Below are 12,684 nucleotides of genomic sequence, written 5' to 3'. Positions count from 1 at the left end.
GAATACCCGGCTTGACTGTATTATAATTCCAATACGGTCAAGTTGGATATTTTGATTGTCGTAATCTGCTGCCGGTCATAAAGCATAGTCATGCCAGATATTCAAAAGACCGATGCAGCCATGCCTGCGACCCAGCCCGCCATCATCCGCCGTGAAGACTATCGTCCGCCGGCCTGGTTCATTCCAACGATCGCGCTCGATTTTCAGCTGGGTCTGGATCACACGGTTGTGCATGCGCTGCTTGACGTGCGGCGGTCGAAATCGGCAAAATATCAAGAGCCGCTCTTGCTCGACGGCGATGGTTTAATCCCGACGGCGGTCAAGGTGGATGGCGCGACGTGGACTGATTGGCAGTTGATTGACGGTAATTTGCAATTGCCGCTGACCGGCACAGCACATGAGGTGGAAATTACGGTCGAGCTGGATCCATCCACCAACACCCAGCTGATGGGTCTCTATGCCTCGCAAGGCATGTTGTGCACCCAGTGCGAGGCGGAAGGCTTTCGCCGGATCACTTTTTTCCCCGATCGCCCCGATATCCTGAGTCGCTATTCCGTGCGAATGGAGGGGGATAAGAAGACCTTTCCCGTCCTGCTGTGCAATGGCGACAAGGTGGCTGAAGGCGAGGGCAATAATGGTCGTCACTGGGCGCAGTGGAACGACCCCTGGCCCAAGCCGAGCTATTTATTTGCTCTGGTCGCTGGTGATCTGGTTGCCAATTCTGACAGCTTTACCACCCGTTCGGGCAAGCCAGTAGAACTGAATATTTGGGTCCGCGACGGCGATTTGCCGCGCACCGGCCACGCCATGCAGGCGCTGAAAGACTCGATGCGCTGGGACGAAGAAGTTTATGGCCGTGAATATGATCTCGGGCTGTTCAACATTGTCGCGGTGAGCGATTTCAACATGGGCGCGATGGAGAATAAGGGGCTGAATATCTTCAACTCGCGCTACATATTGGCCGATCCTGAAGTGGCGACCGATGCAGATTATGATGGGATTGAGGGCGTCGTTGCCCATGAATATTTTCACAATTGGTCAGGCAACCGGGTTACCTGCCGCGACTGGTTTCAACTGAGCCTGAAAGAGGGCTTCACCGTTTATCGCGACCAGAGCTTTTCCGCCGATATGGGATCAACCGCGCTGAAGCGGATTGAAGATGTACGCATTTTAAGGGCCGCGCAATTCCCGGAAGATGCCGGACCGTTAGCGCATCCGATCCGTCCGGAAAGCTATCAGGAAATTTCGAACTTCTACACCGCCACCGTCTATAACAAGGGTGCAGAAGTGATCCGGATGATGGCAACTCTATTGGGCGCCGAGAGGTTTCGCAAAGGCACCGACCTTTATTTCGACCGTCATGATGGAGAAGCCGCGACATGTGAAGATTTTGTCGCTGCGATGGAAGATGGCGGGGAGATTGACCTTGCCCAGTTCCGCGGCTGGTACCAGACTCCCGGAACGCCCTGCGTGTCAGCAAGACTAAGCCATGATCCGCAAACAGGCACCGCAACCCTGGGTTTGCAGCAGATATTGGGCGCAAGCGGCGCCGCGCCAAAGCCATCCGAACTGGTCATCCCGCTGAAAGTTGCGTTGCTTGATCCCGAAACCGGTCAGCATGAAGGCGAGCAGCTTATCACGCTTGATCAGGCGGAGCAGAGTTTCACTTTTGAAGGACAGAAGGACCATCCCATCCTCTCGATCAATCGCGGCTTTTCTGCACCGATTGTTTTGGAAAGCAGCCGTACGCCCGACGAGTTGGCGTTTTTGTCGTCGCATGACGATGACCCGTTTGCGCGGTTTGAGGCCATGCAGCAGCTGATGACCAGCTATCTGGTTGCAAAAGTGACCGGCGCGCCTGCCGATCGCGATATCATTCTGCAAGCCATCGGCGCCGTGCTCGCCGATGAGGATATTGACCGGGCGTTTTTAGCTGAGCTGCTTCAGCTCCCAAGTGAAGCGTTTCTGGGCGATCAGATGGTCGCAGTCGATCCGCAGGCAATTCATGATGCACGCGAGAAACTGCGCGGTAAAATTGCGGTGCAGTTTGAGCGCAAGTTCCGGCGGCTCTACAAGCAGTGCGTGCCAGGCGAATTCTCGCTCGACGCGCAAGCCCGAGCAGACCGGAAGCTGCGCAATGTTACTCTGGGCTATATCGCGGCGTCGCAGGTTGAGGATGCTGCCGAAATGGCCTTTGAACAATTTCGACAAGCCAATAACATGACCGCGATGCAGGGTGCTCTGGGAGTGCTGTCTCATATGGACGACGACGAGCGAGCTTGGGCGTTTGAGGAATTCTTCAAGCGATTCAAGGATAATGCGTTGGTCCTCGACAAATGGTTCACATTGCAGGCGATGTCGCAGCGTTCGGATACCGTGAAGCGCATCGAACGTCTCGCAAATCACCCGGACTTCACGCTGTCCAACCCCAATCGGGTGCGTGCACTTTATGCCGGGTTCACCAATAATCAGGTTCGCTTCCATGATCCGTCTGGCAAAGGCTATCAGATGATTGCGGATATGGTGATTGCGCTGGATCGGCAGAATCCGCAAACCGCCGCGCGCTTCATTCCGCCACTGGGACGCTGGCGCCGGTTTGAACCAGGCCGCTCGGAATTGATGCGGCTGGCACTTGAGAAAATTGGTGCAACGCCAGAATTGTCGAAGGATGTGTCCGAACAGGTGGGCAAGAGCCTTGCCTGAGCAAGGCTCTTCAGCGGCAGATGTCACGACATCGCCGCTGCTCGAAGGCGCAGCCCACGGCTTTTTGGGCCGCGCTGGGGGACGGTCGACTGGCATATATGCGGGCCTGAACGTTGGCCTTGGCAGCGACGATGATCGCAGCGTCATTCTCGAAAATCGTCAGCGCGCCAAAACAGCAGTGTTGCCGGATAGCGAACTGGTGACGCTGCATCAGATACACAGCGCCGATGTGGTCATGGTGACGGAACCCTTCGCGCTTGATGCGCGGCCGCATGTTGATGCAATGGTGACAGACAAGCCCGGCTTGCTTCTCGGCATATTGACCGCGGATTGCGTGCCGGTGCTCTTTTATGACCCCGTTGCGCAAGTAGTAGGCGCGGCCCATGCGGGTTGGAAAGGTGCGATTGGCGGGGTGACCGACAACACGATCGCGGCGATGGAAAAACTGGGCGCCTCTCGGAACAGCATCGCTTGTGCGATCGGCCCGTGCATCGCGCAGGACAGTTATGAAGTCGATGCAGGATTTCAGAAACATTTTGTTGAGGACGATCCCGACAATTCGCGATATTTCAGCACCGGCCAGCCTGATCATTTCCAGTTTGATATTGAATCCTATGTAGCGAATCGCCTGACCAAGGCCGGCATTGTCAGAATCGATAAACTCGGTCTGGATACCTATGCACATGAGGATCGTTATTTCAGCTATCGGCGCAGTTGCCATCGCGGTGAAGCTGGCTATGGTCGGCAGATATCGTTGATCGGCTTGAAGGCCTAGTTTTACCCTTGCGCAGACAGGGGCACGAGGGGAAGAGGACATGAATGCCCAGCGCGTGGGACTTTTTGCTGGCTTGACGGTATTCGTCGTGATGCTTCTGTCTCCTGCACCGGCGGCGATGAGTCCGGCCGCCTGGCATGTCGCTGCGCTTACCATTCTTATGGCGACATGGTGGATGACCCAGGCAGTACCGCTCACGGCAACCGCCTTGCTGCCCTTTCTCGCCCTGCCAGTCATGGACGTTATGGATGTGCGGGAAACCGCCAGTCAATATTATTCACCGATATTATTTCTGATCCTCGGCGGGGCGTTTCTCGCGCTGGCAATTGAGCGGGTTGGCCTGCACCGGCGGCTCGCGCTCGCAATTGTCAGCCTGTCGGGCAAGAGCGCGTGGGGCATATTAATCGCCTTCATGCTCGCGACAGCTCTCCTGAGCATGCTCATCTCCAACACGTCTTCGACGCTGATCATGATACCCATTGCGGTGGCCGTGCTGGTGGCTGGCGGAGTGAAGGATGGCGAGACAGAAGGATTTGCCGGTGCCTTGATCATGGGCGTGGCCTTTGCCGCTTCAATCGGAGGTTTAGGCACATTGGTGGGCAGTCCGACCAATGCGATTGCCGCCGGTCTGATCAACAAGACTCTGGGCATGGAAATTGATTTCTTGAGCTGGCTGCTTTTCGGCCTGCCGATCGTGATCCTTGGCCTGCCGGTCTGCGCGGCGATTCTGATCACGGTTCAGAAAGTGGGTAAGGACAGTTTTGACGGCGCCGGTGCAAGGGCCGCGATCGGGTCAGCCGGCCCGTGGAGCCTTCCGGAAAAACGGGTGGTCCCAGTGGTTGCCTTTGTTGTACTCGGATGGCTGTTCCTGCCCCAGATAAAAGCGGTGCTCCCGGCAGGCGCAGTACATGATGGCAGCATCGCGATACTGGGCGGCTTGCTGTTGTTCATCCTGCCTGACGGTACCGGGCGAAAATTGCTCAACTGGGATGAAGCGGATCGTGCACCATGGGGGGTGATCATGATGTTCGGCGGCGGCCTAGCGCTGGCGGCTGGCATTATTGAATCCGGCTTGGCCGACTGGCTCGGGCTGGCGCTGGAGCCGCTCAAGAACGTCCCGGTCATTATCATTGCTATAGCGCTGGTTGCGCTGGTCATTCTGGTCACCGAATTTGCGTCTAATGTCGCCACAGCCAGCGGGATCATGCCGGTGGTCGCCAGCCTTATTCTTGCCACCGGAGTTGATCCGGTATTGCTTGCGATGCCGGCGGCGATGGCGGCAAGCTGGGGTTTCATGTTGCCGTCCGGCACGGGTCCCAATGCCATTGCCTGGTCAACCAATCATATTGAATTGCCGAAAATGCTGAAATCTGGACTGGTTCTCGATATTGCCGGAATACCGATCATCATCGGCTGTATCTGGATGGTTTCATTTGTAATCAGTTGAGTTTTGCGGCATGGCTCTGGCAAGATAGTTTATCCTGGAGAGAGAGAAAATGTCCGATCAAAATGATGATGCTGTTCCGGTAACACCGCGCCGGATGCCGAAAGCGCCGATTGAGGAAATTGGCGGACGCAAGCTCAAGCCATCGACGCTGATGATGGGCCATGGCTATGATCCGGTCCTTTCCGAAGGCTCGCTCAAACCACCAATTTTTCTCACCTCAACCTTCGCATTTGAAGATGCGGCGGCCGGCAAACGCCACTTTGAAGGCATAACTGGCAAGCGTCCGGGTGGTGCCGATGGTCTGGTCTATTCGCGCTTCAACGGCCCGAACCAGGAAATTCTCGAAGACCGCCTGAGCATATGGGATGAAGCGGAAGATGCGCTTGTTTTTTCCAGCGGTATGTCGGCCATTGCAACCGTGCTGCTTACCAATGTAAATCAGGGCGATGTCGTGGTGCATAGCGGACCGCTTTATGCGGCTACCGAAACCCTGATTAACAAGATTTTGGGCCGCTTTGGCGTAACCTTTCTGGATTTTCCGGCGGGCGCTAGTCCGGATGAGGTTTCCGCGCTGCTCGAACAGGCCAAAACCCAAGCGGCGGAAAATGGCGGCAAGGTTGCGATTATCTATCTCGAAAGTCCGGCCAACCCAACCAACGCGCTTGTTGATATTGAAGGCGTTACCAATGCCCGTAACACGGTATTCGGGGAAGACGGCGCACCGCCGATCGCCATCGACAATACCTTCCTTGGACCATTGTGGCAGCAGCCGCTGAAACATGGTGCGGACATTGTTATTTACAGTCTCACCAAATATGTCGGCGGACATAGTGACCTTGTGGCCGGCGGTGTATTGGGCTCCAAGGCGCATATGGACCCGATCCGGGCGATCCGGAACACGATCGGGACAATCTGCGACCCCAATACCGCGTGGATGTTGATGCGCAGTCTTGAGACGCTGGAATTGCGCATGACCCGTGCTGGCGAAAATGCTGAAAAAGTCTGCGCCTTTCTGCGAGATCACCCCAAGGTTGAAGGGCTTGGTTATCTGGGTTTCATTTCCGATGCTTCCCAGCAGGATATTTACGACCGGCATTGCAGCGGCGCAGGCTCCACCTTCTCAGTGTTCATCAAGGGCGGCGAGGCCCAGGCTTTCGCCTTCCTCGATGCGTTAAAAATCGCGAAACTGGCGGTGAGTCTGGGCGGAACAGAGACTCTGGCAAGCCTGCCAGCGGCAATGACCCATTTGTCGGTGCCTGATGATCGCCGGGCGGCGCTTGGCATTACCGACAATCTGGTGCGGATTTCCATCGGTGTCGAAGATCCGGATGATCTGATCGCTGACTTTGAGCAGGCCCTGAAAACGGTCTGACGGGTGTTCCTCTCCCCCCAAGGGGGACGGGAATCAGTTCCAATCCAATATTTTCCAGCCGCGTTTCTTGGCCAGATGGCGAAGCGGCGCGCTAGGCGTCGTGGCAATCGCTTCATCGGCATATTCGAGCATCGGTGCATCGCTGACATGATCGGAATAGGCCCGGATATGAACAGCCTCGCGCGCTAGCCCCTGCTCGTCGAGAAACGCCTTGATCCGGTCCAGTTTGGCAACATCATAGCAATTTTCTCCGACAATCTCAGGCAGCACCTGTCCTTGTTCATCGATTCTCAGCCGAGTTGCGATCACTTCATCAAAGCCCAAACGTGTGGCGATGGCGTTGACATATAGCTCGTAAGAAGCGGTGGCGAGAACCAGCTTTCTGCCTTCGGCGCGGTCGGCCTCGACCTGCGCAATGGCCTTGGCATAGCTGTTCGCTTGCATCACCTTGTCAGCATAGCGTTCGATATGAGGGTCGAGTGTCGTGACACGCGGTTTGCTTCCCAACAACAGGCGCTGATTATAGGTTTTCAGGTTCTTTCGGCTGATCAGTTTGAGGCCGTAACCGATGAATCCAAATGGCAGGAGTGGCAGGAATAAAAGACGCCAGGGCGCGCGCGCGAAAACCATGTGGAACAGGAATGGCGTATAGGTTCCCCGCACGGTGATTGTCCTATCCATATCATATATAGCAATTTTTGTCATCGCACCCCAAATTCCAGTTTGCGGCCCTATTAGCAGCACTGTTGAAAATGCACCAAATAAATGACTTGTTATAATGGCTTGAGCTTTCAACGATTTTCGGTCACCAATGGCGGTGATGACAGTGCCAGGTGACTTTGTCGAAGAGATGATGGAAGATGGAGTGATGGCACTTCGTTTCTCCGGCGATCTGTCTATGGCGACTGTTGAGGATCTGCCGGAACGGCTGAGCAGCTATGATGGTGATGCGCAGAAAATTGATCTGTCCGATGTCGGTTATGTCGACACGGTAGGAGCCTGGCTAATCTACCGGACTGCGCGCGATATCAGGGTTGAGATTGTGGGCGCTGATCCGGCTGTGGATCAGCTTATCCGGACTGTGGGCGGGGTTGACCCACCGACCGATGTTCGCCCCGACCCACCCAATCCGATATTGCGGATATTGAATGATGTCGGGGAATCAACCACGATTGCGATTACAACCTTTGCCGGTCTGGTCGGTTTCTTTGGTGCCGTTGTGGGATCGGCTCTTTCCCTGATGCTGCACCCTGGACGGATCAGATGGAATGCCGTCATTCAACGGTTTGACGTGGTCGGCGTTCGTGCTCTGGGCATTGTCGGCCTGATGAGTTTCCTGATTGGTTTGGTGATTGCGCAGCAGGGCGCCGTGCAGCTGCGACAATTTGGCGCAGAAGTATTCACGGTTAATCTGGTTGGCCGTTTGACCCTGCGGGAGCTGGGCGTATTGATGACGGCCATCATGGTTGCCGGCCGGTCGGGCTCGGCCTTTGCGGCGCAAATCGGCACCATGAAGCTGACTGAAGAAATTGATGCGATGCGCACGATTGGCGTGTCGCCGATTGAAGCGCTGGTCTTGCCACGAGTATTTGCGGCGGTGATCATGCTACCCTTGCTGGGTTTCTATGCCTCGGTTGTCGCGATTATCGGCGGCGGGGTGCTGAGTTGGGTCGCGCTCGATATCCCGCCCGCAACATTCTTTACCCGAATCCGTGAAGTGGTCCCGATTACCGATGTCTATGTCGGGCTTGTCAAAGCACCGGTCTTTGGTGCGATCATTGCCATTTCTGGTTGTTATCAAGGGATGCAGGTCAAGGGGAATGCCGAACAAGTCGGCTTCCGAACAACCGCTGCCGTGGTCCAGGCCATCTTCATGGTAATTGTGCTGGATGCCTTTTTTGCGGTCTTTTTTACATGGATTGGATGGTCCTGATGGAAGAAGAACAGCCGATCATCTGCGTCCGGGGTTTGCACAACCAATTTGGCGATCAGGTGATTCACCACGAACTCAACCTTGATGTCGGTCGCGGCGAGATTCTGGGTGTTGTCGGCGGATCGGGAACCGGGAAATCCGTGCTGATGCGCTCGATTATCGGTTTGCAAAAACCTCAGCATGGCGAAATCGAGGTATTTGGCGAGCATCTGCTTGGCCGACCGGAAGCGGAGACGGTCGATATCCGAAAGCGTTGGGGCGTGTTGTTTCAAGGGGGCGCCCTGTTTTCAACGCTCACGGTGGCGGAAAATGTCATGGTCCCGATCCGTGAATTCTATCCCGATATGGATCGCAAATTTCGTCAGGAAGTAGCGAAATATAAAGTTGGCCTGTCCGGGCTGCCTCCCGAAGCGGGGCCCAAATATCCATCCGAGCTATCCGGCGGCATGAAAAAACGGGCCGGTGTGGCACGTGCGCTGGCGCTGGACCCTGAGCTTCTGTTCTTGGACGAACCCACGGCGGGCCTTGATCCAATCGGCGCGGCGGCTTTTGACAATCTGATCAAGGAATTACAGCAAACGCTCGGCTTAACCGTTTTTCTGATCACGCATGATCTTGATACATTGCATGCCATTTGTGACAGAGTTGCAGTCCTGGCCGACCAGCAAGTGATCGCGGTCGGGACAATTCCGGAACTCCTGGCTCTCGATCACCCGTGGATACAGGAATATTTCAACGGTCCGCGCGGGCGAATGGCGGCTCCACAAGAAGCGAGCGGGGCTTGAAAATGTGGTCTAAATACAGAGATTTGTTGCAGGTGCCGGTACGGCTGGCCATAAAGGTGAAATAATGGAGACACGGTCCAATCATATTCTTGTCGGTGTAGTCACCCTGACCTTGCTTGCTCTGGTGGCCGCATTCCTTGTCTGGATTGTCCGCTTCGGCGATGGCGCTCAAAAGGAATATGATATCTTCTTTGCCCAGTCGGTGGGCGGCCTTGCAAAGGGGACCGGGGTAACATTTGCAGGTGTCCCCTCCGGTCAGGTTCTGGATGTCGAGCTGTGGAAAAAAGACCCGGATTTTGTGCGCGTGCGCATTGCGGTGAGTGAGGAAACTCCGATCTTGCAAGGGACAACGGCTACCATACAAAGCATCAGCTTCACCGCTCCCCCCAATATTCAACTGGATGGCGCGGTAAAGGGTGCGCCGCCGATCGAAGAATTGGGTCCGGAAGGCGTGCCTGTTATTCCAACGAAACCCGGTGCTTTGGGCGAACTGCTCAACAGCGCGCCGCTGGTTGTTGAACGACTGGCGACGCTGACCGACCGGCTGACCTTGCTATTATCGGACAAGAACCAGGAATCGATCGAAGGCATTTTGAACAATACCGAGCGGCTGACTGGCAGTCTGGCGCAACAAGCACCCAATCTCGAAGCGCTGATGGCGGAATCATCAATTGCGATCCGCAATGCAGGGCAAACCGCTGAAAAACTCTCTGCCGTTGCCGACAATACCAATGCGCTTTTGAGCAAGAATGGCGAGCCGCTGGCGAAAAACCTCACCAAAACTCTCGCCGCTGCCGAAAAGAGCATGGCGGCATTGAGTGTCGTGCTGGATGACGCCCGCCCGGGCGTGCAGCAGCTGGGAACCAAGACAATTCCGGAAGTGGATCAACTGGTTCAGGACATGCAGGCGCTCACGAAATCACTGACATCGGTGACCGAACGGCTGGATCAAGGTGGGGCAGGCTCTTTGCTGTCCGCACCGGCACTGCCAGATTATGAACCAGGCAAGTAGAGGGACATCTCAATGGAACGGCAGGGATTCATGATGAAATGGCACAAGACAAGATCCTTGGGGCTGTTGGCTGGCCTTGGTCTGCTGAGCGCATGCGTCAGCTTTGGCGGTGCGGAACCACCGCCTTTTCTATTGTCGCTGACGCCTGAAACACAGGTTGATGCAGGTGCCGTACGGGCCGGGCCGCGTGCTGGCGCTCTGGTGGTCCAGTTGCCGTCCACGCCGCAAAAACTGAATAATCTGCGCGTACCGGTTCAGACCAGTACCACTGCGATCGCTTATCTGAAAGAAGCGACCTGGGTCGACAAGCCCGCCCGGCTTTTCCAGGGACTGCTCACTGAAACAATCGCTGCCAAAAATAATCGCCTGGTTCTGACTTCGGTTCAGGCGCAGGGGAAAGCCGACACTTATCTGTCCGGCGAGCTGGTCAATTTCGGCCTGGATGGGCCCAGCCTGACCGTCACGGTCACCTATGATGCAGTGAAAATACGCGACGGTAAACCGGTTGAGAAACGCCGTTTTGAGGCGAGTGAGAATGTGTTTGCCGCAGAGGCGGGTCCGGTCGGAGAGGCACTTAACAGCGCTGCAAATAAAGTCGTATTGGAAGTCGCCGACTGGGTCGGTTGATCATCACATTATCGCGGCTCAACTATCGCCGTAAACAAAGCCTTCCGGTTGCGGCCAATCCATTGATGTCGCTGCCATGACGCGGAATAGTCTTCCCATCTCATCCACATGAGTCAGCCGGTGATGCGCGGCGCGGATATTATTGGCCTTTTTCGGTACTAGCTCGGCCAGTCTTCTGGCGCGTTGATCAATGCCCAAGGCTTTCAACCATTGCCCTTGCTCCACAGGACCATGAACAGACAATAGGCGTGTTTTGGCGATATTGCCGAGACTATGGAAATCGACGTGCGCGGTCAGGTCTGACGTTCCAGGACTGTCGAACGGGCTGATCGGCATGTGATCCTTGACGGCTTGCAGCGTGCTGCCGGTACCGGGGCGATCGTAGCCATAGTCTATTACCAGCAAGGCGCCCCCTTGCTTGGCAATCCGGTGCGACAGGTCGCCGAAAATATGAGTACTGGCGGGAGAGCTTTCCAATATGGTTCCGTTGGGCAAGCCCGCGGAGGATTTGGAAATCTGATTATCAATTGTTTGTGTTCCCGGAATCGCGATAAATTTATTCCGTTCCCGCGCGACCATATGACGGCGCCATCCTGCCTGGGTCGCGACATGTTGCTCCACTGGAAGGGCATCGAAAAATTCATTGGCAACGATGAGTAACGGGGCATCGGTGGGCAGGCTGTCGATTGTCTCATGCCAGGCGGCACTTTTGTGAAGCTTCGCCTGTTTGGCTTTTAGCACCGGGCTGGTTTCGACAAAATGAGCTTGAGGATTACAATCAAATTTGGACATGGCCCGCAGCGCATCGGATGCCAGAGTACCTCGGCCTGGTCCCAGTTCAACATAATGGACATGATCCGGGCGCTCTTTGCGGAGCCATAAGTCGGCCAACCAGATACCGACCAGCTCTCCGAACATCTGGCTCATCTCCGGCGCGGTGACGAAATCACCATCCTCGCCAATCGGATCTTTCGCGGCGTAATAGGCGGTATTTGCGATAGCCATATATTCGCTGAGCGGTACCGGACCGTCACGGTCGATTTTCTCAGCGAGAAGATGCGCCGCCGACTTGATTTCAGGCAATGCTCTGGTCTCCGGCGGTGGGCTCTACCCGGACGCGGCGGCCTTTGGATGTGAACACCAGATAGACGCCAAGGAGCAGCATCGGCACCGTCAGGGTTTGTCCCATGGTCAGGCCCCAGCTGAGATTCTCGAGACCCTGATCCGGTTGGCGGAAAAATTCGACGGTAAACCGGCTGAGGCCATAAACCAGCAGGCCAGTCCCGACCAACTTACCGGGATGATAGCGCGCATCGGTTTTCCAGAAGAGCAGGGAAGTAATGATGAAATAGAGAAGGCCTTCGAGACCCGCTTCATAAAGCTGACTGGGGTGTCGCGGAACATCACCGCCCATTGGGAAGATAATCGCCCAAGGCACTTCGGTAGCCCGGCCCCAAAGCTCGCCATTGACGAAATTGGCGAGGCGGCCAAATAGCAGGCCGAAGGGTATAACACAGGCGATATAGTCACAGATGCGCAGGAAGCTGAGTTTTTCTTTGCGCGATATGTACCAGATCGCCAGCACTACGCCGAGAACACCACCATGGAGCGACATGCCGCCATTCCAGACTTGCAAGATCTCAATCGGGTTTTGCAGAATTTCCGGCTTGTAAAAAAATACATAGCCCAGTCGTCCACCCAGAATGATTCCGAGCGTCGCGTAAAAGATCATGTCATCGGCATGGCGCCGGGCCAGCGGTGCGCCGGGTTCCTTGATCAGTTTCGTAAGATACCAATAACCGATTAAAATACCGGCGAGATAGGCGAGCGAATACCATTTCAGCTGAAAAAAGCCGAGGTCAAGTGCGTTGGGAGACAGTCCCAATTCCTCAAATTGCGTAAATTGCGCCGCACTTGCAAGAATAATATCAATCAACTCTTTTCCCCGTTCGCTTTCATCGTCATATAGCAAGGGCATATAACGGGAAATTCTCCGATACCAAGAGAGAAACCCAAATAGACTTTGTGGG

11 protein-coding genes are annotated in these 12,684 nt (G+C 55.4%); 8 read left to right on the top strand and 3 right to left on the bottom strand.

All coding sequences use genetic code 11. From position 1 onward, the window contains the following. Positions 1-90 precede the first annotated feature (90 nt). Genes pepN through DG177_RS08620 form a run of 4 tightly spaced genes read left to right on the top strand, consistent with a single transcriptional unit; the run spans position 91 to position 6,297 of the window. Entirely contained in the window at positions 91-2,703 is a 2,613-nt protein-coding gene (gene pepN, locus DG177_RS08635; RefSeq protein ID WP_108811101.1) for an aminopeptidase N, read from the top strand. Next, entirely contained in the window at positions 2,696-3,478 is a 783-nt protein-coding gene (pgeF, locus tag DG177_RS08630) for a peptidoglycan editing factor PgeF (protein WP_443216411.1), read from the top strand. Before pepN ends, pgeF begins: the two co-directional genes overlap by 8 nt. Before the next feature lie 40 nt (positions 3,479-3,518). Beyond that, entirely contained in the window at positions 3,519-4,925 is a 1,407-nt protein-coding gene (locus tag DG177_RS08625; protein WP_108811099.1) for a DASS family sodium-coupled anion symporter, read from the top strand. A gap of 49 nt (positions 4,926-4,974) precedes the next feature. After that, a complete protein-coding gene (locus tag DG177_RS08620; RefSeq protein ID WP_108811098.1) occupies positions 4,975-6,297 on the top strand; it encodes a cystathionine gamma-synthase family protein in 1,323 nt (440 codons plus the stop codon). Positions 6,298-6,330: 33 nt separating this feature from the next. Here DG177_RS08620 and DG177_RS08615 read toward each other — a convergent pair whose 3' ends face one another. Beyond that, positions 6,331-7,002, bottom strand: a complete 672-nt coding sequence (locus DG177_RS08615) for an HAD family hydrolase (protein WP_337658658.1) — start codon at positions 7,000-7,002, stop codon at positions 6,331-6,333. Positions 7,003-7,117: 115 nt separating this feature from the next. Here DG177_RS08615 and DG177_RS08610 point away from each other — a divergent pair, with 115 nt between their 5' ends. From DG177_RS08610 to DG177_RS08595, 4 genes are all read left to right on the top strand, one after another. Continuing rightward, complete coding sequence (locus DG177_RS08610) at positions 7,118-8,230, top strand: MlaE family lipid ABC transporter permease subunit (protein ID WP_108812884.1); 1,113 nt, start codon at positions 7,118-7,120, stop codon at positions 8,228-8,230. Continuing rightward, positions 8,212-9,015, top strand: coding sequence for an ATP-binding cassette domain-containing protein (locus tag DG177_RS08605; protein WP_108811097.1), 804 nt, complete (start codon positions 8,212-8,214; stop codon positions 9,013-9,015). The genes DG177_RS08610 and DG177_RS08605 overlap by 19 nt, the downstream gene beginning before the upstream one ends. 64 nt (positions 9,016-9,079) lie before the next feature. Then, entirely contained in the window at positions 9,080-10,027 is a 948-nt protein-coding gene (locus DG177_RS08600; RefSeq protein WP_108811096.1) for an MlaD family protein, read from the top strand. Between the two features lie 12 nt (positions 10,028-10,039). Next, the gene (locus DG177_RS08595; RefSeq protein WP_337658657.1) at positions 10,040-10,654 is read left to right on the top strand and encodes an ABC-type transport auxiliary lipoprotein family protein; all 615 of its coding nucleotides are present in this window, start codon (positions 10,040-10,042) and stop codon (positions 10,652-10,654) included. A gap of 18 nt (positions 10,655-10,672) precedes the next feature. On the opposite strand, the gene DG177_RS08590 is transcribed toward DG177_RS08595, so the two are convergent. Then, complete coding sequence (locus DG177_RS08590; RefSeq protein WP_337658656.1) at positions 10,673-11,737, bottom strand: class I SAM-dependent methyltransferase; 1,065 nt, start codon at positions 11,735-11,737, stop codon at positions 10,673-10,675. Then, positions 11,730-12,632 carry a prolipoprotein diacylglyceryl transferase gene (gene lgt, locus DG177_RS08585; protein ID WP_337658655.1) on the bottom strand — a complete coding sequence of 301 codons (903 nt, stop codon included), beginning with the start codon at positions 12,630-12,632 and terminating at the stop codon, positions 11,730-11,732. The genes DG177_RS08590 and lgt overlap by 8 nt, the downstream gene beginning before the upstream one ends. Between the last annotated feature and the right edge of the window lie 52 nt (positions 12,633-12,684).

Origin of the sequence: Sphingorhabdus sp. Alg231-15, assembly GCF_900149705.1 — a bacterium.
Taxonomy (GTDB): Bacteria; Pseudomonadota; Alphaproteobacteria; order Sphingomonadales; family Sphingomonadaceae; genus Parasphingorhabdus.
The sequence above is the reverse complement of the archived record's forward strand: the minus strand, read 5'-3'. Positions and strand labels throughout refer to the sequence as shown.